Source organism: Polaromonas sp. P1_E12 (genome assembly GCF_056405975.1).
Genome location: NZ_JBFUBB010000004.1, coordinates 246,736 through 266,950, shown reverse-complemented (window position 1 = coordinate 266,950; position 20,215 = coordinate 246,736). Strand labels below are relative to the sequence as shown.

At 59.3% G+C, this 20,215-nt stretch carries 20 protein-coding genes; 10 read left to right on the top strand and 10 right to left on the bottom strand.

Annotated features, from left to right (window positions below; all coding sequences use genetic code 11):
* Positions 1–18: 18 nt before the first annotated feature.
* Positions 19–153, bottom strand: a complete 135-nt coding sequence (gene rpmH, locus AC1D13_RS13765; RefSeq protein ID WP_007862708.1) for a 50S ribosomal protein L34 — start codon at positions 151–153, stop codon at positions 19–21.
* Positions 154–577: 424 nt separating this feature from the next.
* Between rpmH and dnaA the strand changes: the two genes are divergently transcribed.
* From dnaA to AC1D13_RS13740, 5 genes are all read left to right on the top strand, one after another.
* The gene (dnaA, locus tag AC1D13_RS13760; protein ID WP_457281893.1) at positions 578–1,972 is read left to right on the top strand and encodes a chromosomal replication initiator protein DnaA; all 1,395 of its coding nucleotides are present in this window, start codon (positions 578–580) and stop codon (positions 1,970–1,972) included.
* A 318-nt stretch (positions 1,973–2,290) separates the two neighbouring features.
* A complete protein-coding gene (gene dnaN, locus AC1D13_RS13755) occupies positions 2,291–3,397 on the top strand; it encodes a DNA polymerase III subunit beta (protein ID WP_457281892.1) in 1,107 nt (368 codons plus the stop codon).
* 114 nt (positions 3,398–3,511) lie between these two features.
* Entirely contained in the window at positions 3,512–6,136 is a 2,625-nt protein-coding gene (gyrB, locus tag AC1D13_RS13750) for a DNA topoisomerase (ATP-hydrolyzing) subunit B (RefSeq protein WP_477689720.1), read from the top strand.
* Positions 6,137–6,163: 27 nt separating this feature from the next.
* Positions 6,164–6,421, top strand: coding sequence for a DUF3297 family protein (locus AC1D13_RS13745; protein ID WP_457281890.1), 258 nt, complete (start codon positions 6,164–6,166; stop codon positions 6,419–6,421).
* 120 nt (positions 6,422–6,541) lie between these two features.
* Complete coding sequence (locus AC1D13_RS13740) at positions 6,542–7,162, top strand: 3'-5' exonuclease (RefSeq protein WP_477689719.1); 621 nt, start codon at positions 6,542–6,544, stop codon at positions 7,160–7,162.
* A 22-nt stretch (positions 7,163–7,184) separates the two neighbouring features.
* Here AC1D13_RS13740 and AC1D13_RS13735 read toward each other — a convergent pair whose 3' ends face one another.
* From AC1D13_RS13735 to AC1D13_RS13725, 3 genes are all read right to left on the bottom strand, one after another.
* Positions 7,185–8,783 (bottom strand): ATP-dependent nuclease, encoded by a 1,599-nt coding sequence (locus AC1D13_RS13735; protein WP_477689718.1) that lies wholly within the window; start codon positions 8,781–8,783, stop codon positions 7,185–7,187.
* 12 nt (positions 8,784–8,795) lie between these two features.
* Complete coding sequence (locus tag AC1D13_RS13730; protein ID WP_477689717.1) at positions 8,796–9,992, bottom strand: HNH endonuclease; 1,197 nt, start codon at positions 9,990–9,992, stop codon at positions 8,796–8,798.
* 526 nt (positions 9,993–10,518) lie between these two features.
* Positions 10,519–11,136 (bottom strand): hypothetical protein, encoded by a 618-nt coding sequence (locus AC1D13_RS13725; protein ID WP_477689716.1) that lies wholly within the window; start codon positions 11,134–11,136, stop codon positions 10,519–10,521.
* Positions 11,137–11,268: 132 nt separating this feature from the next.
* Here AC1D13_RS13725 and AC1D13_RS13720 point away from each other — a divergent pair, with 132 nt between their 5' ends.
* The 4 genes from AC1D13_RS13720 to AC1D13_RS13705 all read left to right on the top strand — a co-directional run bounded on the left by AC1D13_RS13720 (position 11,269) and on the right by AC1D13_RS13705 (position 13,458).
* Positions 11,269–11,682: a VOC family protein gene (locus AC1D13_RS13720; protein ID WP_477689715.1), complete on the top strand. Its 414-nt coding sequence runs from the start codon at positions 11,269–11,271 to the stop codon at positions 11,680–11,682.
* Positions 11,683–11,995: 313 nt separating this feature from the next.
* On the top strand, positions 11,996–12,187 hold the full coding sequence (locus AC1D13_RS13715) for a hypothetical protein (RefSeq protein WP_477667089.1): 192 nt from the start codon (positions 11,996–11,998) through the stop codon (positions 12,185–12,187).
* 1 nt (position 12,188) lies between these two features.
* Positions 12,189–12,998 (top strand): alpha/beta fold hydrolase, encoded by an 810-nt coding sequence (locus tag AC1D13_RS13710; RefSeq protein WP_477689714.1) that lies wholly within the window; start codon positions 12,189–12,191, stop codon positions 12,996–12,998.
* 244 nt (positions 12,999–13,242) lie between these two features.
* The gene (locus AC1D13_RS13705; protein ID WP_477648569.1) at positions 13,243–13,458 is read left to right on the top strand and encodes a hypothetical protein; all 216 of its coding nucleotides are present in this window, start codon (positions 13,243–13,245) and stop codon (positions 13,456–13,458) included.
* 25 nt (positions 13,459–13,483) lie between these two features.
* Here the strand turns inward: AC1D13_RS13705 and AC1D13_RS13700 are convergent, their stop codons facing one another.
* Positions 13,484–14,341 carry an alpha/beta hydrolase gene (locus AC1D13_RS13700; protein ID WP_477689713.1) on the bottom strand — a complete coding sequence of 286 codons (858 nt, stop codon included), beginning with the start codon at positions 14,339–14,341 and terminating at the stop codon, positions 13,484–13,486.
* Positions 14,342–14,469: 128 nt separating this feature from the next.
* On the bottom strand, positions 14,470–15,294 hold the full coding sequence (locus AC1D13_RS13695) for an alpha/beta fold hydrolase (protein WP_477667034.1): 825 nt from the start codon (positions 15,292–15,294) through the stop codon (positions 14,470–14,472).
* Positions 15,295–15,415: 121 nt separating this feature from the next.
* Here AC1D13_RS13695 and AC1D13_RS13690 point away from each other — a divergent pair, with 121 nt between their 5' ends.
* Positions 15,416–16,252, top strand: coding sequence for an inositol oxygenase family protein (locus AC1D13_RS13690; protein WP_477689712.1), 837 nt, complete (start codon positions 15,416–15,418; stop codon positions 16,250–16,252).
* Between the two features lie 95 nt (positions 16,253–16,347).
* On the opposite strand, the gene AC1D13_RS13685 is transcribed toward AC1D13_RS13690, so the two are convergent.
* The 4 genes from AC1D13_RS13685 to minC form a co-directional block, all read right to left on the bottom strand.
* Positions 16,348–18,054: an ABC1 kinase family protein gene (locus AC1D13_RS13685; protein WP_477689711.1), complete on the bottom strand. Its 1,707-nt coding sequence runs from the start codon at positions 18,052–18,054 to the stop codon at positions 16,348–16,350.
* Between the two features lie 86 nt (positions 18,055–18,140).
* Positions 18,141–18,437, bottom strand: a complete 297-nt coding sequence (minE, locus tag AC1D13_RS13680; protein ID WP_457281879.1) for a cell division topological specificity factor MinE — start codon at positions 18,435–18,437, stop codon at positions 18,141–18,143.
* Positions 18,438–18,441: 4 nt separating this feature from the next.
* Complete coding sequence (minD, locus tag AC1D13_RS13675; protein ID WP_348046637.1) at positions 18,442–19,260, bottom strand: septum site-determining protein MinD; 819 nt, start codon at positions 19,258–19,260, stop codon at positions 18,442–18,444.
* Between the two features lie 98 nt (positions 19,261–19,358).
* A complete protein-coding gene (gene minC, locus AC1D13_RS13670; protein WP_477689710.1) occupies positions 19,359–20,159 on the bottom strand; it encodes a septum site-determining protein MinC in 801 nt (266 codons plus the stop codon).
* Positions 20,160–20,215: the final 56 nt, after the last annotated feature.

The following is a 20,215-nucleotide window of genomic DNA, read 5'->3' as shown; positions in this document are numbered from 1 at the left end:
GGCCAGCAGAAAACAGACTTATACGGCCAGGCGCTTGCGGCCTTTGGCGCGGCGAGCAGCAATCACTGCGCGGCCGCCACGCGTTTTCATGCGGGTCAGGAAGCCGTGCGTACGAGCGCGTTTGACTTTGGATGGTTGGTATGTGCGTTTCATGATTGGGTCCTACTAGCCGGTCAGCTACAAAGCTTTCCCCTTTGCCGTTACCTTGCCTTAGTTATAAGACACACTGCTTTGGGCGATTCGAATGATCTTGGTGGCCGTACAACACAACCATCTCTGCAAGTCTTCAAGGCAGGCAAAACCCGCCGCGAATCAGGGAAACCCATGATTATCGCAGATTTCCTAACGCTGGCAACAAGTTAGCCTGCCCATTTGGGGTAAAGGCTGAGATGCGGCGAACCGGGTCGCTACATACCCCAAACCAGTGCCGAAAATAGGTTGAAACCCGGATCAATTATTTTGTGGATAACTCCCCGTCCGGACTACAATTGCCGGTGCTCAAAATTAACAATATCCACAAGCAGCTCACCGCTGCCGGGCGCCTCTTGCCAGGCCAGCAACCCAGCCAAAACCAGCCATGAGTGAGGCATCCGTCCAAAATCTGAACCAGGACTTGTGGCAGAGCTGCGTCGACCACCTGGCCCAGGAATTACCTGAACAACAGTTCAATACCTGGATCCGACCCCTGCTTGTCGAGGTCGCTCCCGACCTCACCAAAGTCACCGTTTTAGTAGGCAACCGGTTCAAACTGGACTGGGTTCGCGCCCAATATGCCGGCCGTATTTCGGCCCTGCTTGAGAAAATTTCCGGGCAAAGCATCCCCCTTGAGTTAGCACTTGCTCCGCGCGAAGCGCCCGCCAAATCTTCATCTCTGGTTCGCAGCTTTGAAGGCTCCGGCGTTCCTGAACCCGTCGGCCTGGGCGTTCCCGAAGAAGCCGCCGGCGCGCCGTTCAAGAATCGGCTCAACAGCGCGCTGACCTTCGACACCCTGATTGAAGGCACGGCCAACCGCATGGGCCGGGCCGCGGCGCTGCATGTTTCCAGCAGCCTGGGCCAGCTTTACAACCCGCTTTTTATCTACGGCGGCGTCGGTTTGGGCAAGACCCATTTAATGCACGCCATCGGCAATAAATTGCTGTCGGACAACCCCGCCGCCAAAGTTCTCTACATCCACGCTGAACAATTTGTTTCAGATGTGGTTAAAGCTTACCAGCGCAAGACTTTTGATGAATTCAAGGAGCGTTATCACTCCCTGGATTTGCTGCTGATTGACGACGTCCAGTTCTTTGCCAACAAGGACCGCACCCAGGAAGAGTTTTTCAACGCTTTCGAGGCCTTGCTGACCAAAAAGTCGCACATCGTGATGACCAGCGACACTTATCCCAAGGGTTTGACGGATATCCACGAACGCCTGGTGTCGCGCTTTGATTCCGGCCTCACCGTCGCCATCGAGCCGCCCGAGCTCGAAATGCGCGTCGCCATCCTGATCCGCAAGGCCGAAGCCGAAGGCGCCTCCATGCCCGAAGAGGTCGCCTTCTTCGTCGCCAAGAACGTCCGCTCCAACGTGCGTGAGCTCGAAGGCGCCCTGCGCAAGATCCTGGCGTACTCACGCTTCAATCTCAAGGAAATCTCCATCCAGCTGGCCCGCGAGGCCCTGCGTGACCTGCTTTCCATCCAGAACCGGCAGATCAGCGTCGAGAACATCCAGAAGACCGTCGCCGACTATTACAAGATCAAAGTGGCCGACATGTATTCCAAGAAGCGGCCCGCCAGCATTGCGCGGCCGCGGCAGATTGCCATGTACCTGGCCAAGGAACTCACGCAAAAGAGCCTCCCTGAGATCGGTGAACTCTTTGGCGGGCGTGACCACACCACCGTGCTGCACGCCGTGCGCAAGATGTCTGCCGAGCGCCAGCAAATGACAGAGCTCAACCAGCAGCTGCATGTGCTTGAACAGACCCTGAAAGGCTGAGGAACAGCCTCCATGCGTCCCATGAACCCCACGAACCCTCTAGCGCCCGGTTTTCACGGTGTTTTACAGAGCCCAGCCACCCTCACAATAACTTTGGGGACAACTTTTGAACAACCCATGGCTTATCCACAGAAGCAGATGACAATCGAAAGTTGTTCATATTCAGCAGTGCAGTTCAGGGGCGTCTGAACACATGGTTAAACAAACGCCAAGTGGTTGATCAAAAAGGGGAAAATGGCACTATCCACAGATGGGCGCCACCCTTATCTACTACTACTAATTTGAATTAAAGAATTAAAGATATATACAGAGGAAGTCATGATCGTTCTGAAAGCAACCCAGGATAAAGTTTTGTCGGTACTGCAGTCGGTGGCCGGCATCGTTGAGCGCAGGCACACCTTGCCCATCCTTGCCAACGTGCTGATCCGCAAAACTGGCGCCCAGCTGCAGCTCACCACGAGCGATCTTGAAATCCAGATCCGCACCACTGCCGAGCTCGACGGCGATGCCGGCAACTTCACCACCACCGTGGGTGCCCGCAAGCTCATCGACATCCTGCGTTCCATGCCCAGCGACCAGACCGTCTCGCTCGAGTCGTCGCAGAACAAGCTGATCCTCAAGGGCGGCAAAAGCCGCTTCACCCTGCAAACCCTGCCCGCTGAAGACTTCCCGCTGGTGCAGGAAGCCGCCAATTTCGGCCCGAGCTTCTCGGTGCCGCAAAAGGTTTTGAAAGAGCTGCTCAACCAGGTCTCGTTTGCCATGGCGGTGCATGACATCCGCTACTACCTCAACGGCATTTTGTTTGTGGCTGAAGGCAAGCAGCTGAGCCTGGTCGCCACCGACGGCCACCGCCTGGCCTTCTCCTCAGCCACGCTCGACGTTGAAGTGCCCAAGCAGGAAGTGATCCTTCCGCGCAAGACGGTTCTGGAAATGCAGCGCCTGCTCAGCGACAAAGAAGGCGCCATCGAAATGCAATTTGCCGGCAACCAGGCCAAGTTCAGCTTTGAAGGCATGGAATTTGTCACCAAGCTGGTTGAAGGCAAGTTCCCCGACTACAACCGCGTGATTCCCAAGAACCACAAAAACATCATCACCCTGGGCCGTGTGCCCCTGCTGGCCAGCCTGCAGCGCACCGCCATCCTGACCAGCGAGAAGTTCAAGGGCGTGCGCCTGAACATCGAACCCGGCACCCTGCGCGTGGCTTCCAACAATGCCGAGCAGGAAGAAGCCGTCGACGAGCTCGACATCGACTACGGCGGTGACGCCATCGAAATCGGCTTTAACGTCACCTACCTGATCGACGCGCTGGCCAATATGGACCAGGACATGGTGAAGATCGAACTGGCTGATTCCAACAGCTCCGCGCTGCTGACCATCCCCGACGACGCAGCCTTTAAATACGTGGTGATGCCGATGCGCATTTAACGCGCTGACCACACGCTAACCAACAACCAGACCCGCGACTCTCCGCGGGTTTGGTCATTCAAGAGATTGAAGAAATCGAAGCAATTCGAGAAAAGATCGGAAATAAAGCTGGCTATGACTGAAGAAAACACACCGAACGAAGCCGATCAGGTAAACGTCAACGACGGCGCTGCAGGCGAGGGAAGCTCCAATTTCCAGCCCAAGATCGACACCAACCAGGCCGGCGCGTCCGAAGCCTATGGCGAAGGCTCCATCCAGATCCTGGAAGGCCTGGAGGCCGTGCGCAAGCGCCCCGGCATGTACATCGGCGATACGTCCGACGGCACTGGCCTGCACCACCTGGTGTTTGAGGTGGTCGACAATTCCATTGACGAAGCATTGGCCGGCCATTGCGACGACATCGTTGTCACCATCCATACCGACAACTCTGTCAGCGTCACTGACAACGGCCGCGGCATCCCGACTGGCATCAAGATGGACGACAAGCACGAGCCCAAGCGCTCGGCCGCTGAAATCGCCCTGACCGAGCTGCACGCCGGCGGCAAGTTCAACCAGAACAGCTACAAGGTGTCAGGCGGCCTGCACGGCGTGGGCGTGAGCTGCGTCAACGCACTCAGCAAGATGCTGCGCCTGACGATTCGCCGTGACGGCAAAGTGCATGTCATGGAGTTCTCTCGCGGGTTTGTGCAAAACCGCATCATCGAACAGGTCAACGGTGTTGATGTGTCGCCGATGAAAGTCATGGACGACACCGACAAGCGCGGCACTGAAGTCCACTTCCTGCCCGACACCGACATCTTCAAAGAGAACAACGATTTCCACTACGAAATCCTGAGCAAGCGCCTGCGCGAGTTGAGCTTTTTGAACAACGGCGTGCGCATTCGCCTCAAAGACGAGCGCAGCGGCAAGGAAGACGACTTTGCCGGCGCCGGCGGTGTGAAAGGTTTTGTTGAGTTCATCAACAAAGGCAAGACGGTTCTGCACCCCAACGTGTTTAACGCCATGGGCGACCGCCAGAGCGACCAGGGCACCAACATTGGTGTTGAAGTCGCCATGCAGTGGAACAGCGGCTACAGCGAGCAAGTCCTCTGCTTCACCAACAACATTCCCCAGCGTGACGGCGGTACCCACCTGACGGGCCTGCGCGCCGCCATGACCCGCGTCATCAACAAATACATCGACGATAGTGAACTGGCCAAGAAAGCCAAGGTTGAAGTCACCGGCGACGACATGCGCGAAGGCTTGTGCTGCGTGCTGAGCGTGAAGGTGCCTGAGCCAAAATTCTCCAGCCAGACCAAAGACAAGCTGGTTTCCAGCGAAGTGCGCGGCCCGGTGGAAGACATTGTGAGCCGCCTGCTGCACGACTACCTGCAAGAGCGCCCCAACGACGCAAAAATCATTGTCGGCAAGATCATCGAAGCCGCCCGTGCCCGCGAAGCCGCCCGCAAGGCCCGCGACATGACGCGCCGCAAAGGGGTGCTCGACGGCATGGGCCTGCCCGGCAAGTTGGCTGACTGCCAGGAAAAAGACCCCGCCATGTGCGAGATCTACCTGGTCGAGGGTGACTCCGCCGGCGGCTCCGCCAAGCAGGGCCGAGACCGTAAATTCCAGGCCATCCTGCCCCTGCGCGGCAAGATCCTGAACGTCGAAAAAGCCCGCTACGAAAAGCTTTTGACCAGCAACGAAATTTTGACGCTGATCACCGCTCTGGGCACCGGCATCGGCAAAGCCGGCGGCATTGGCGGCACGCCCGGCACCGACGACTTCAATGTCGCCAAGCTGCGCTACCACCGCATCATCATCATGACCGACGCCGACGTTGACGGTGCCCACATCCGCACGCTGCTGCTGACCTTCTTCTACCGCCAGATGCCCGAGCTTGTTGAGCGCGGCCACATCTACATTGCGCAGCCACCGCTGTACAAGGTCAAGGCCGGCAAGGAAGAGCAGTATCTCAAAGACACCGCAGCGCTTGATGGCTTCCTGCTGCGCATTGCGCTCAAAGATGCGTCTGTGCAAACCGCCGCTGAAGGCAGCACGGTTTTGACGGGCGAGACGCTGGCCGAACTGGCCCGCAAGCACCAGCTGGCTGAATCCGTGATTGCCCGCCTGCGCGGCTTCATGGACGCAGAAGCCCTGCGCGCCATTGCTGACGGCGTAAGCCTCAACCTCGACACCGTGGCCGACGCTGAAGTGTCAGCTGTGACGTTGCAGGCCAAGCTGCGCGAGCTCAACACCACCGGCGCCCCCGCCGAAGTGGCCGGCGAGTTTGACACCCGCACCGACAAGCCCATTTTGCGCATCAGCCGCCGCCACCACGGCAACGTCAAGAGCAGCGTGCTGACACAAGACTTTGTGCACGGCGCTGACTATGCCACCCTGGCCGATGCAGCCGCCACCTTCCGCGGTTTGATCAGCGAAGGTGCGAAAGTCATGCGCGGCGAGGGCGAGCGCCAGAAGGAAGAAAAGATCGGCGACTTCCGCCAGGCCATGGCCTGGTTGATTGGCCAGGCTGAAAACGCCACCGCACGCCAGCGCTACAAAGGCCTGGGCGAGATGAACCCCGCCCAGCTGTGGGAAACCACCATGGACCCGACCGTGCGCCGCCTGCTGCGCGTGCAGATCGACGACGCCATCGAAGCCGATCACGTCTTCACCATGCTGATGGGCGACGAAGTGGAGCCACGCCGTGAGTTCATCGAACAGAACGCCCTGCGCGCCGCCAACATCGACGTCTAAGCGACCACCCAGCCCTTACTTGACACCATGACCGAAGAAATCAAAACAGCAGAGCGCCCGGCGCTGCCCGATCACCTCTCTACCGACGAGCGCAGCCCGCACTTCGTCAGAGCGATTTTTGAGCACGACATTGGCATCCGCTTCAACGACAAAGAGCGCAACGACGTCGCCGAGTACTGCATCAGCGAAGGCTGGATCAAGGTGCCCGTGGGCAACAAGGTCGACCGCAAGGGCAACCCGCTGATGATCAAGTTGAAGGGCAAGGTAGAGTCGTTCTACAAGTAAGCAAGCCGCCCGGCCCGGATCAATGCGTTGATTCACCGGGGTTGACCAGCACCATGAAGTCTGAACCTCTGCAGGTCGATTTCATGGTGTTTTTATTTTGGTGATCACATTACCTGAGCCATGAGCCGCATCGCCGTCATCGACTTTGAAACCACAGGCCTGTCGCCCGCGATGGGCGACCGCGCGACGGAAGTAGCCATCGTGCTGGTCGAGCACGGCCAGGTGGTGGACAGGTTCCAAAGCCTCATGAACGCAGGGCGCTACATCCCGTCCTTCATCGAAAGCCTGACAGGCATCAGCAACGCCATGATCGCCGCCGCGCCCGCGGCCGAGAAAGTCATGGCAGAAGCCAATCGCTTTGTCGGCAATGCGCCCATGGTGGCGCACAACGCCTCGTTTGACCGCAGGTTCTGGGAAGCCGAACTCACCCGCGCAGGCGAGAAGGCCACCCAGCCCTTCGCCTGCACTATGCTGGTCGCCAGAAGGCTCTACCCCCAGGCACCCAGCCACAAGCTAGGCGTGCTGATTGATTACCACCGCCTGCCCAAAGCTGGCCGGGCTCACAGGGCTATGGCTGATGCGGAGATGGCGGCTTCCTTGTTGGGGCAGATTCAGGATGATCTGCGTGTTCGCCATCGGGTGGCGAAGGTTGACCATGAATTGCTGATGGCTTTGCAGCGGTGTGCGAAGCCGGCTGTTCCGCAATTGATGGCGCGATACTTGATATCAGCAGCAGGTTGATAACCTCATATTTCAGTAGAAGCTAAAGAGCAGCTAAGAATTTTCCGAGATCTGTCTTCACAAGCTCGTCATTCGTCATGACTTGTGCAGCGCGCCAATTTTCTGACTTTCCCCAAAAGCTGTTCTCCGTACCGGGACGGTCGTAGTCGCCAAGTGGCGCAAATCGGCCACCAAACGCTTCATTGACGGAGCTTTCTGACAAGTAATTCTCGGTTGCTCGTTTTTGAGTGATTAAGCAATTGATTTTTAGTTGAGCACAGTTTGCCGCGAATTCAACACGGTCACTTGCTACAGAATCGCTTTCCGACTTCTTCTCGCTATCTATGATTGCAAAGACGTTGGGGCATAGGCGAATGACTTCTTCAAGCAGCGGTGTGGTTTTTCCGTTAATCATGGAACTACCTCCGAGAGGAAGAATTACAACGTGTCTATCTTTCTCGAATTTTCTCAATAGCTGTTGAAAAGTTCTTACGTCTGATGGCCCCTCAACCAAGAGAATCTTATTCCAACCTATGTCTTCAAGCCCAGCTATTCCCATTGACCCGAGGAACTCGGCGTAATGAGGGGTTTTCGCATATGGGCGGACGATAGAACCTCTCTTCGTGGATTGCACCGAGTACATAAGATCCGAGCATGATCGTGCTAGTCCCAGCGAGTGCGTGGCATACAGCACACCATGTTGTGCATATGAAGCAAGCGTGGTTAAAAAATCAAGTTGGAGACCAGGGTGCAAATGTGTCTCAGGCTCATCAATAGCGATAAAGCTGGGGGCGCGGATAAGTGCATTTCCAAGTACGACTACAAGTTGTGCAATGCCCGCTCCTACCTCAGAAAGTTTGTGTGGGCGACCATCAATAACAAGCTGAAGGGTTTTCAGCTCATTGGAAGCGCTTATTTCCAGCGATTTGGCACCGATAAGTCTTCTAACGTCTTCGGTCACTTTCCCGATAGCCCGGTTTTGTAATTTACTGCCGCCTGTTTTCCAGTTGTGCCATTGACCTAAAAATCCGGTTCCAAGATGGAGGTCGTAGTAATTGCCAGCCCCTTCGTTGAGTGCATTTCTAAAGGGACCAAAATATTGGATGTTTGCTAGAGCCAAGGCAGCGTCGACAAGTGTTGTGAACTCAACAGATCGGCCATCACTCAGGTATAGATTCTTATTTTGTAAGKTACGAAACCCTATGCCATTTAATTCTTGATGCAGGCTTTGCCCGTCTGAACTAACTAAGTCTATTTTCCAGGCTTGTTGTTGTCCGTCGTAGGTCCATGTTGCCGACTTCATAAAAAGCGGGTAGTGATTCCAGGCATGCGGAATTTCTAGTGTGAATTGGAGAGGCCTTTCCGCATACTCGTTAATGATCTCCGTTTGATCCGTAATAGGAGCGGGTAGACCGCCCAAACCGGCAAAGTGACTTGGGAAGACGTCGCGTATGTTTGAACCCTCGCCAGCTGCACCTAATCGCGCCAGCGCATGTCTAACCTCGTAGAAGAAGCGGAGTAAGGTGGATTTGCCCGCATTGTTCGGTCCAATAAATGAGGTGAATCCCTTGCCGATGTGAATTACTGCCGGGGCGGTGTCGGTGAAGCAGCGGTAGTTCCGCAAAGTCAGGCGAGCTTGCATTTTTGGCCCCTCTTATTTGGAAATGACAGGTTGGCCTATGTAGCCAAAGCGCGTCGCATGAGATTCAAGGAATTTGGAGTGTGGGGGGTATCGACCAGGGATTGCAATCTTCTTTCCGTCATAGCGCAGAAGAGATTCGGTCAGAAAACTGTTGGATCGCTGTTGCATTAATCCTGCTGAGACGCGAATCGTCAGATCGGGCAAGACAGTTATTAACCCTTGGTCATATGCCCGGTCGTGTAGCGCGGATAGGCATAAACCGTTTGCTGGATTAAGACGGTTTTCAACGTCCATTGACCAGGGAACAATGTGGCTTGCGATTAGTAGCTTCTCATTCTTCAGACCCGAAATACAGCACGTGGAGTTGTAGCCATTGAGAATGGCAGTTCTAAATATTCTTTGATTTATTCGTATCTCGACTAAGGCTTCACGTGTTTGTCCGGCACGGAAAAGATAGCTGGCGTCCGCAGCGGATATCTGCCCCGCGTCTGCAGCGGCTTCGTAGGCTCCCACAACATCTTCAAATGCTTCGTTGGCAGTCAAAGTCGTTGCCGTCCAGTTGTTCTGGAATTCGAGCGATACCTGTTTGTCGAGATCAGTGACGTTGTCCGATGCTCTTGTGCTTTTGGTGACCAGTACGGGATCAAGCTGGGCTAATGTCCGCAGTTTCGCGGCTACAGCGTCGCCGGATTTTCCCAATTGCCCGGCGAACTGGACCACTAGTGGAGAAGAGTTTTGTATTTCATGGGGCTTGAGTTGAAGGTACAAATAGAAAGCCGCAAGAAGTTGGTCGTGTGTCCAGGCTTCCCGGTGTGGATCAAGGATTTCAAAAATGAACTTGCTAGGAGCGTTCGTTTTGAGTTTCTTGTCTGTAACGACGATCTCGCCTTTGTACTGAAACGGGGAGTGATGACGTTGGCGGTGAAAGAGATGAATGGCTTCACCGGTTTCTCTGGCCCTGAGCATGCGCCCTTCGGCGAAGTGATCATTCGGCCCTTCCCATTCGAGGATGTCTTCTTTGAGAATGTCCTTGTAGCTCGTGGCCGAGGTTTGCTTTTCCTCTGTGACAAAAAGGATGATCTGGTCGGCACCTGCCGGAGTAACTACCCCTCTAGCTAAAGCCTGATATGCCCTGTAGCCCCATAGCTCGGCTAAGTCGGGCCTCGTCCAGAAGCTACCAACCGAGATATTTGTGAAGGAAACTGCCATCTCCGCTCTTTCTTCTTAGTCTGAGCGTCGATCTTGCCGGAGTAGGGCTTGTTGCGCAATGACCTGAATGGAGAGACGATGGCGCTATGGTTTGGTAGACGTCTTGCTTAAGCAGAACTCCGGCGCGATGTAGCAAACATCCCATTCGCCAAAACATTTGCTGCCAAAAACAATGGTTCCCTCAATTACCTCAAGGGAATTGATGGTCAATGAAGTGTGCGGAAAGAAGCGCTGAGCATCACGGCGGTTTAGGAATCGCAAAGTAACCTGTTGGGCATAAAGCGTTTTGACGTAGTGGAGCGGGCCCAACTTCGGACCCGGGAAGCCAGTCGTTTTCATTGCTTGCTGTGGGAAGTCTCTGCCGTGCGATAGCGACAGATACAGGCCTGGATGCCTGGGCATTTCGCCCCAATCGGGTAGCGGTTTTGATTTGTGTTGAGTAGACATGCGCAGAGCATATTTACTTGTCGAAGAAATTGAACCCAGGGCTTTACCTGGGTGTCGGAGGGATTCACGTGGCTAGGTGTTAGCAGTGAATCCGAAATTGACGATCGCGAAGCTCTTTCCGGATGCGAGAAATTTCATCCTGTGTATGTGCGTTTAGCGGCTGCCTTGCCAACGCATCAAGACGTTTGATTTCTGCGTCAATGAATACACATTCGCTTCTTTTGTCGGGGGTTGCGTTGACAGATGGAGCGATTGTGGACATCGATGGTGCGGCCGGCTGGATGCGATCAGCCGCCGCCATCTGCGCTGGCGATAGGCCAGTCATCAGGTTGTGATCGGCCTTGGTGACGACTTGCGCACCTGCCGAGCCTTGTGGACAGGCGTTGTCGCTGTAGATGGTTTTGCCGTTGACCACGCACTTGGTGACGATGCGGTTGCCCGGTGCTGGAGTCGCGGGTACAACTGGTTGCGGCTGTGCTGATGTTTGGGGCGGCGGTGAGGGTAGGCTGGTTGCTGGCGCTGCCTGCTGGGTCTTCGCTGGTGATACCCGATCGCTCCGCGACACCCACACCCGATAGCCTGCGTAAGCAAGCGCCAGAAGAACGAACACGAACGCAATCCAGCGCAGAAACGGTTGTTCTGGAGCCGGACTGAATGGCCGTTCACGGCCACCACTCTTCATGAAATCCTGGTCCATTGGTTTTCCCCCTGCCTGTTTTATTTGCAGCAACGATACCGCATGAATATGCTTTGGTGAACTGGGGTCTTCGTTGCCAGAGGCGATCTGGCCGGCTAAGCTTTTCCCTCTCAACCAACAAGGACTACGCCCATGCCCAACACCCCCTCCTTCCCCGAAAGCATCATGTCCCACGTGTCCATCGGCACGAACGACTTTGAGCGTGCCAAGGCGTTCTATACCGCTGTGTTGGGTGCGATGGAGATCAAGGTGATCATGGAGCATCCCGGCGCCGTGGCCTTCGGGCGGGCTTATCCAGAGTTCTGGGTAGGCGTGCCGCACGATGGCGGTAAGGCGCATGTGGGCAATGGCTCGCACTTTGGTTTTCTGGCTGTGTCGAAAGCGCAGGTGGATGCGTTTTATGCCAAGGCGCTGGAGCTGGGTGGGCAGGGTGATGGCGCGCCGGGCCCGCGGCCTTTGTATGGGCCGCAGTATTACGGCTGCTTTGTGCGGGACCTGGACGGGCACAAGATTGAAGCGCAGTTTTCGGATACATCTGCGGGTTGATGTAACGCTGGCCTTAAGCGGAATGGGCCATTGGGCCAAGCAGAGCTTGCGCGAGCAGCTATTTAATTCATAGCAATCCGGCTTGCTTTCCCTTCGCCTTGTCGCGCTTGGGTACGGGGCGCTGTCTGACATGGGCGGGCATTCGGGGTTTTCAGAATGGTTGTTACGCGGGTTGGTGTTGCCTTGTTTGCACGCTGGCCCTTGTTCAACCCCCTTTATCTGGAGACAGACCATGCCGAACAAACAGAACGCCAAAAACAAGCAGAGCAAACAACTCGCACCCGAGGACGCGCGCAACCAGGCCGGCGGCGCGATGGAGCAAGACGGCACACCCAAAGCATCGGGCCACGGCGGCAAGGTTGAAAACGACTTCAACCAGATGGGTGAGCAGAAACCAACCCAGAAGAACGAAGGCCAGCGCACGGCCAACAGCCGCAGCGACCGGGAGTCGCATGTGGGCGGCAGCAACCAGCTGCAGTCGCGCCGCGGCAGCACGGGGCGTTGACGTGGCTGCGGACACGTTCAGCCGCGGGGCGAGGGTGAAGGCGGGCCAGTTTGACCACCACAGCGGCGACCACCTGACGCTGGACAGCGCGAAGATTTACTTTGAAGTTCACGGTGATAACGCAGACCCGCCGCTGCTGTTTTTGCACGGCGGGCTGGGCACGATGAAGGACTTCAACGGCGTCTTGCCGCTGCTGCAGAAGCGCTTCCGCGTGATCGGCATCGACAGCCGGGGCCACGGCAAGTCAACCCTGGGCACGGCGGGCGTGACTTACCAGCGGCTGGCGCTTGACGCTGCCGCTGTGCTGCAGCACCTGGGCGTTGACCGCTGCAGCGTGGTGGGTTTCAGCGACGGCGGGATCACGGCGTTGCGCATGGCTGCGCAAACTGGATCACTGATCGACAAGCTGGTTGCCATTGGCACCGACAAGATGCTCAAGGCCGACGACCCGGTGCGCAAGCTGCTGGGCGGCGTTACGGCGCAAAGCTGGACGAAAAAATTCCCCGAGTCGGTGGCGCTGTACAACGCGGTCAACCCGCAGCCCGACTTTGCGGCGCTGATTGATGCCGTCGTGCCGATGTGGCTGGACGACGGCCCCAGCGGCTACCCGGGCGAGTGCGTCAAGCAGATCAGTTGCCCCCTGCTGGCGATTCGCGGCGATGAAGACCACCTGGTGTCGCGCGCCAGTGTGTTTGAGCTGGTGGAGCAGGTGCCCGGCGCGAAGCTGCTGAACATTCCGTTTGCCGGCCATGAGGCGCACAAGGACCAGGCCGAAGGGGTGATGGCGTGCGTGAACCGGTTTCTGGAATGACATAGTGGCCATTTTCATAACGAAAAGTGGCCGTAGCCCAGGCAGAACGTGCGCAAGCAGCTATCAATACCATAGCGCTTGGCGCTTCCGGCGCCGGCGCTGTGCGCGTCTTTACCTGCCGCTGAGGCATTTCCTTACAAACCGCAACGTGGCAGACGCATGGCCCTAAGTTTGGCGGCGCAGGATGAACGCTTGTTTTTTTCTGCGGGGCAACCACCTGCAGACATCGCCAAGAAAGGCCGCCATGAAAAAGATCGCCGACTTCCTGTTTCACCCGCGCTATTTGCGGGCCATTCCTTCGCTGGTGGTGCTGACCACCGCCATGGCCTGGAGCGTGGCGCCGGACCCGGATGCGGTGGACACCGTGCAGAAGCGGGCGGGCGTGAGCTTGTCGCTCAACCATACCGCCGCGGGCAACAGCCCGAACGACAAGCTGCTGGACAAGCCCGAACAGGCTTGAGCGCGGCCCGGACGGTCGTAGCGCGCTAGGGCTTGGCCGCAGCCATCCAGCGGCTGATCTTGCCGACCACCTCGGCCTCCAGCCCGTTATAGCCGTGGTACGCCATGGCCTCGCAGGGGTCGCCCCGGCTTTGGCCGCCGGTGAAGGTCAGCAGCTCGGCCTTGGGTGTTTTGGCGAGCTTGTTCATCAGTTGCGGCATGTCGCTGAAGGCGCAGAGTTTGCAGCCGTCTTGTTCGTGGTGCACCACCAGCACAGGAATCGTCAGTTTCTCCACCGGCATTTTGGGCACGGCGCGGCCGGTGTTGTCGGTCAGCATGGTGGACGTGAGCACGATGCCGTCGGGGCCGCCTTGCGCCGGTGCAACCTCGGTGGCGATGTAGGCGGCTGACTGCGTGCCGCGGCTGGTGCCCACCAGCCACACGGGCACAGGCGCCTGCTGCTTGAGCCAGGCGATGACGGCCAGCACGTCGGCCGTGTGTTCGGGCGTTTGCCGGTTGCCCGACAGAAACGGCGGCGACTGTTTGTCTGACGGCGCGTCAATCACCGCGACCGCAAAACCGGCGTCTGCAAACTGCTGGCGCGTGCGCACCAGGAAGTTGCCACCCCGGGCGAAACCACCGCTGTCATTGATTTGCAAACCGCCATGGCCGCCGGCAAAGAGGATGACAGAGGCCTTGGGCGTGCTGTTCGGCCTGGTCGGATTGGGGGATGCGGCCGCTGCGATGTAAACAAAGCGCTGGGTGACACCCGGGCGGGTGGGAATGTCGATCACGCGCGGAGTGCTTTGCGCCTGCGCGTTCCCGGCCACGGCCATGCACACCAGCAGGAAAGCGGGCAGTGCGTGGCGCAGCCACAGGTACCGTGCGGATGAATGCGGTGTCATGGTTGGGTTTCTGTGACGATGCTCTGGGATTTATTTAAGGGGAATAGGGCTGCAACCCAATCAGGTCGTGCGCAAGCAGCTATCAAATCCATAGCATGAATGGTGAGCGCTGCTGGCGTTCCCGCGCTTCATGGTGCTGTCGCGGTTTTGATCCACTGCACCACGGCTTCGCTGGCCACGACCGGTGTGGTGAGGTGGTTGGCCTTGACTTCGAGGTACTGGCTTTTGGGATTGGCGGGCAGCTTGTCGGCAAAGTAGGTCTTGGCGAATTTGCTGATCCAGTCTTCGTCGCCCACCACCGTGAGCACGGGCGTGCCGGGCGGGATGCGGGGCGCGGTCACGCCCATTTCTGCGTCAGAGGCGGGGTCGAAGTAGCTCAAATAGTCTTTGGCGGTGGCCGCCACGGGCAGCTGCTTGCCCTGGTTGATGTCGGTAAAGCGTTCGCGCGAATCGCCCTTGCCGTCGGCCACCAGCTTGCGGGCTTCGTCGACGCTTTCGCGCACTGTGGTGTTTTGCAGGACGCGGTAGTAGCTCACGGGCACGTGGCCGGGCGCCAGCAGCACCAGGGCCTGCACGTCGCCGCCACGCGCGGCAAAGCTCATGGCGGCGGGCACGCCTATGCTGTGGCCGGCAATCACGATCTTCGTTGCGCCCTGGCTGCGCAGGGCTTTGACATGCGTGGCCATTTCGGCCATGGCCTTGTCCCAGTTGCCGTCCAGGTAGCGGGTGCGCGACCAGGGCATGTCGGGGAAAAGCACCACCATGCCTGCGCCTTCCAGCACCGGCTTGATGCGGCTCATGTTGGGGTCGTTGTTGCTGCCGGGGTTTTTGCCGTGCAGCATCAGCACGCCGATTTTGGGGTTGCCGTCTTGTGCGTGGACGGCGCCGGCCAGCAGGGCTGACGCAAAAAGAAGGCCGATGGCCATCAGGCGGTGGAACGGTCTGCGGTGCATAAAGCCTTTCGGGCGGTGGCGGGTGGGGCGGGTTGGATCGAGGTCGGGCCCAATATACCCGCGGCAAACCGTTGCGACAGCCGGGTTTGCACGCAGGGGCCGGGCTTCCTACAATGGCACGATGAACGCCGTCATGCCGCAAACCACCCCCAACGCCCCGGCAACGCCCTTGCTGGCCAGTGAACCTGCCCGCGCGGCCTACCGCGACTACGCACAGCCCGGGCTGGACAGGGTACGCACGTTCTACCGCAACAACCACCAGAACCAGACCTACGATTTTGTGCAGCGCAAGAAAGCCGAGTGGCTGGCGTTTTCGCAGCGCGAGATGACGCCGTGGGCCGCGCTGGAATTCCTCAACACGCTGGTCGATGAGTCGGACCCGGACATCGAGCTGCCGCAAATCAGCCACCTGCTGCAAACCGCCGAAGCGATTCGCGCCGACGGCCACCCCGACTGGTTTGTGCTGACGGGTTTTATCCACGACCTGGGCAAGGTGCTGTGCCTGTTCGGCGAGCCGCAGTGGGCCGTGGTGGGCGACACCTTTCCGGTGGGCTGCAAATTTTCAGACCGCATCGTCTACCCCGAATACTTTGACCTGAACCCCGACAGCACGGACGCGCGCTACAACAGCGAGTACGGTGTGTACGCCCCCGGCTGCGGGCTGGACGCGGTGCATATGTCCTGGGGCCACGACGAATACCTGTACCAGCTGCTGAAAACGCACCTGCCGCTGCCGGCGCTGTACATGATCCGCTACCACTCGTTCTACGCCTGGCACCGTGAGGGCCAGTACGGCCACCTGACGGATGCGCAGGACGCGGCGCATATGGAGTGGGTGCAGAAGTTCAACCCCTACGATCTCTATTCCAAGAACGACAGGCCGCCGGTGCTGGCCGAGCTCAAACCGTATTACGACGATTTGATGGCGAAGTACCTGCCGGCGCAGCTCAAGCTGTAGCTTCCCCGCGGGCGGCAAGGCGCGCTTTCTTGAGTAAAAAAGGCCTGTAAGCCTTTAGGAATGTGCGCGAGCAGCTCCTGAAAAGATAGCGCTGCTCAGTTCTCGTCGTCGCTGTTGCGGCCGCGACTGCTGCGCCAGATGGCCCGCACCAGCCACAGGCCGCCGGCCATGGCGCCCATAAAACCGACAAACCCGAACGCCGGCAAACCAAACAGGGTGGGGCCGCCCTTGACGGTCATGACGATGGACGAGCCGATGATGAGCGCCGAAATCACCAGGGCCATGGCCAGCCGGTTGGCGGCGCGGTCGAGCTGGTCGCCCACGCGTTTGAGGTGGGCCAGCTCAATGCCTACCTGCACGCGGCCGCGGCGCGCGTTGCGCAGCAGGCGCGTCAAGTCGTGCGGCAGCTGGCCGGCCAGCGCCATCGCGCGGCTCAGTGTTTGCCAGCCGCGGCTGGCAAGTGCCGCGGGCTCGTAACGCGCACGCACCATTTGCTGCAGCAGCGGTGTGGCTTCGGTGGCCATGTGAAAGCCCGGGTCCAGACCGCGACCCATGCCTTCGAGTGAGATGAAGGCCTTGATCAGCAGCGCCAGGTCGGGCGGCAGGCCCAGGTGGTGGTCGCGCAGGATGGCGGTGACGTCGGACAGCATTTGCCCCAGGCTGAGCTGGGCCAGCGGGGTGCTGTGGTACTGGTCGACAAAGGCTTCAATCTCGCCCTCCAGCTGGGAGAGGTTGGTGCCATGCTCGTCACTCGTCCAGTCGAGCAGCACGTCGGCCACGGCCTGCGGCTGGCGTTCGACCAGGCCCAGCAGCAGTTGCAGCAGCTCTTCGCGCCGCCGCTCGGTCAGGTGGCCGATCATGCCGAAGTCGATAAAGGCGATGCCGTTGCCGGGCAGGTAAAACACGTTGCCGGGGTGCGGGTCTGCGTGGAAAAGGCCGTCTTCCACAATCATCTTCAGCACGGCGTGGGCGCCGCGGCGGGCAAGTTCGCTGCGGTCAAAGCCGGCTTCGGGCGTGAGCTGGTCCAGCGCACTGCCGGGCACGCCGTCGACCAGGTCCTGCACATTGATGCGCAGGCCGGTGTGGGCCCAGTGCACGCGCGGGATCACGATGTAGGGCAGCGACGCCATGTTGAGGGCGATGCGCTCGGCATGTCGGCATTCGGCGGCTAAATCGAGCTCGCGGCGCAGCGACTTGGCGAGCTCGCGCACCAGCTGCCGCGGGTGGTAGGGCTTGAGCGCGGACAGCTCGGCTTCGGCCAGCGAGGCCAGCCGGTCCATCAGGCGCAGGTCGGCGTCGATGACTTCAGTGATGCCGGGGCGGCGGATCTTGACGATGACTTCAGTGCCGTCATGCAGCTGCGCGCGGTGCACCTGCGCAATCGAGGCGGCGGCCAGCGGCGTGGTGTCAAAGCGGGCAAAGACAGCCTCAGGCTCGCCACCCAGGTCTTCGCGCAGCTGCGGCAGCAACAGCGCCAGCGGCACGGGCGGAACATGGCTGTGGAGTTTTTCGAACTCGGTGATCCATTCGGGGCCGAACAGGTCGGCGCGGCCGGCAAGCACCTGCCCAAGCTTGACGAAGGTGGGGCCCAGCTCTTCAAGCGCCAGGCGCACTTGCTCGGGCGGGTTGATGCGGGCGAGGTCGGCGACGTGGCCCCAGTGCAGGGCATGGCCGGCACGCTCGAGCTTGTCGGCCAGGCCGAGCCGCCGCACGCTGTCGCCAAAGCCGTGGCGAATCAGCACACCGGCGATTTCCGCCAGGCGTGCCATGTCGCGCGCAGCACCGAAGGTCTCGATCAACATCGAATGATGATAGCCCTGAGTTGTGTTGCCGGGCTTGCCTTTTGTCAATTGCGGGGCAGGCGCCGAGGCGGGTTCCTTGGCGTGCGCTATTTGCGGGCTGCTGCGGCGGAGGCGCCGGTTTTTTCCTTCTTGTCGGGCAGCTCGATCTTCACTTCCAGCACGTCCAGATTGTCCTGCCGCTCCAGGTGCAGCTTGATGTCGTGGGGGTCGATGCGGATGTATTTGGCGATCACGGCGATGAGGTCGCGCTGCAGCGCGGGCAGGTAGTCGGGCTCATGGCCGCGCCCTGTGCGCTCGTGCGCCAGGATGATCTGCAGCCGCTCCTTGGCGACGTTGGCAGTTTTTTTCTTCTCGCCGAGAAAAAAGGACAGGAAGGACGCCATCGTTTTACTTCCCCCCGAACCAGCGCTTGAAGAGGCCGGGTTTTTGCGCGTCGATGAAACGCATGGGCTTGTCCTTGTCGCCGAGGAAACGGTCGACCACGTCCTTGTAGGCTTCCGATACATCGCTGCCGTTCATGTGCACCGCCGGCACGCCCTGGTTGGAGGCCTGCAGCACGGATTCGGATTCGGGGATCACGCCGATGAGTTTGATGCGCAGGATGTCCTGGATGTCTTCCAGCGACAGCATCTGCCCCTGGTCAACGCGGCCGGGGTTGTAGCGGGTGATGAGCAGGTGTTCCTTGATGGCGTCACCGCCGTCGATGGCGCGTTTGGTCTTGCTTGAAAGCATGCCGAGGATGCGGTCGGAGTCGCGTACCGAGGAGACCTCGGGGTTGGTGACGATGAGGGCTTCGTCGGCAAAGTGCATGGCCATGAGCGCGCCGGTTTCAATGCCGGCGGGGGAGTCGCAGACGATGTACTCGAAGTCCATCTCGCCCAGGTCTTTGAGCACCTTCTCCACGCCGGCTTTTGTCAGCGCGTCCTTGTCGCGCGTTTGCGAGGCGGCCAGCACAAAGAGGTTGTGGCACTGCTTGTCTTTGATGAGCGCCTGGTTGAGCGTGGCTTCACCCTGGATGACGTTGATGAGGTCGTACACCACGCGGCGCTCGCAGCCCATGATGAGGTCGAGGTTGCGCAGGCCCACGTCGAAGTCGATGACCGCGGTTTTGTGCCCGCGCAAGGCGAGGCCGGTTGCAAAGCTGGCACTGGTGGTGGTTTTGCCCACGCCGCCCTTGCCGGAGGTGACCACAATGATTTTTGCCATCAGATAAAAGTCCTTTTGAAAACGGGAACGGGTATGCCGGGTTTACACATGGGCGGCATGAAGGCGCGGAAACATGACGTGGCGTGTAGGCCTCGTGCTCAAGCTGCGAGCACGTTCATGACGAGACGGTCGCCTTCCTGGCCTTCTTCAGCAGGCACCAGCCGCACTTGCGTGGGCTGGCCTGCCAGGCCTTCGGGCAGTGGGTGCTCGGCAGTGCGGTACACGCCGGCAATCGAAATCAGCTCGGCTTCCAGCGCCAGCGAAAAAATGCGTGCCTCGGTGTTGCCGCGCGCGCCGGCCATGGCCTTGCCGCGCAGTGGTGCATACACATGGATGTGGCCGTCGGCAATGACTTCGGCGCCGGCGTTGACCATGGCCAGCACCACCAGGTCGCGGCCGCGTGCATACACCTGTTGGCCCGAGCGCAGGGGTTTGTCGACCACCAGGGCACCCAGCGGGGCGGCGGCGGGCGCGGCCACCAGCACGGGCGGTGGTGGCTGTTGCTGCTGTGCGGGTGCTGCTGCGGTGGGGCGGTCGGGCAGCAGGTGGGCGTCGGGCACGGGCAGCAGCCCGGCCTGCAGCGCTGCCGCCATTTGCGCGGGGTTGCCGCCCTTCACGGAAAGCGGCACCAGCTGGTAGCTGCCCAGCAGGGTGATGAGGGCGGGGAAGTCGATGTCGCCCACCGCCCGTCCGCTGCGCGCGGCGGCGGACTGCAGGGGCGAGAGGTCGATCATCAGCGCGTCCTGGTCGAAAAAGTCGGGAATGTCGCCAAAGCGGGCCTGCAACTCTTGCGCGAGCGCGACAAGGTCGGTGGACTTGAGCAGCAAAGCCACCAGGGGCAGGTTGGCACTTTTGATTTCGAAGGTGGCGGGGGTGGTGGCCTGTATGGCAACAGTCATGGGTGGAAAGTCATGGGCAGAAGGACAACGGGCGACCGGTGCGAAAAATGAGGGCG

Bases quoted from the DNA above. Each gene is read 5' to 3' on its own strand.
- AC1D13_RS13725 (WP_477689716.1), bottom strand. From the start codon at position 11,136: ATGGACCAGGATTTCATGAAGAGTGGTGGCCGTGAACGGCCATTCAGT.
- AC1D13_RS13690 (WP_477689712.1), top strand. From the start codon at position 15,416: ATGAACGCCGTCATGCCGCAAACCACCCCCAACGCCCCGGCAACGCCC.
- AC1D13_RS13685 (WP_477689711.1), bottom strand. From the start codon at position 18,054: ATGTTGATCGAGACCTTCGGTGCTGCGCGCGACATGGCACGCCTGGCG.
- dnaN (WP_457281892.1), top strand. From the start codon at position 2,291: ATGATCGTTCTGAAAGCAACCCAGGATAAAGTTTTGTCGGTACTGCAG.
- minC (WP_477689710.1), bottom strand. From the start codon at position 20,159: ATGACTGTTGCCATACAGGCCACCACCCCCGCCACCTTCGAAATCAAA.
- AC1D13_RS13730 (WP_477689717.1), bottom strand. From the start codon at position 9,992: ATGGCAGTTTCCTTCACAAATATCTCGGTTGGTAGCTTCTGGACGAGG.
- minD (WP_348046637.1), bottom strand. From the start codon at position 19,260: ATGGCAAAAATCATTGTGGTCACCTCCGGCAAGGGCGGCGTGGGCAAA.
- minE (WP_457281879.1), bottom strand. From the start codon at position 18,437: ATGGCGTCCTTCCTGTCCTTTTTTCTCGGCGAGAAGAAAAAAACTGCC.
- AC1D13_RS13715 (WP_477667089.1), top strand. From the start codon at position 11,996: ATGGAGCAAGACGGCACACCCAAAGCATCGGGCCACGGCGGCAAGGTT.
- AC1D13_RS13700 (WP_477689713.1), bottom strand. From the start codon at position 14,341: ATGACACCGCATTCATCCGCACGGTACCTGTGGCTGCGCCACGCACTG.
- AC1D13_RS13740 (WP_477689719.1), top strand. From the start codon at position 6,542: ATGAGCCGCATCGCCGTCATCGACTTTGAAACCACAGGCCTGTCGCCC.
- AC1D13_RS13745 (WP_457281890.1), top strand. From the start codon at position 6,164: ATGACCGAAGAAATCAAAACAGCAGAGCGCCCGGCGCTGCCCGATCAC.
- AC1D13_RS13695 (WP_477667034.1), bottom strand. From the start codon at position 15,294: ATGCACCGCAGACCGTTCCACCGCCTGATGGCCATCGGCCTTCTTTTT.
- gyrB (WP_477689720.1), top strand. From the start codon at position 3,512: ATGACTGAAGAAAACACACCGAACGAAGCCGATCAGGTAAACGTCAAC.
- AC1D13_RS13705 (WP_477648569.1), top strand. From the start codon at position 13,243: ATGAAAAAGATCGCCGACTTCCTGTTTCACCCGCGCTATTTGCGGGCC.
- dnaA (WP_457281893.1), top strand. From the start codon at position 578: ATGAGTGAGGCATCCGTCCAAAATCTGAACCAGGACTTGTGGCAGAGC.
- AC1D13_RS13720 (WP_477689715.1), top strand. From the start codon at position 11,269: ATGCCCAACACCCCCTCCTTCCCCGAAAGCATCATGTCCCACGTGTCC.
- rpmH (WP_007862708.1), bottom strand. From the start codon at position 153: ATGAAACGCACATACCAACCATCCAAAGTCAAACGCGCTCGTACGCAC.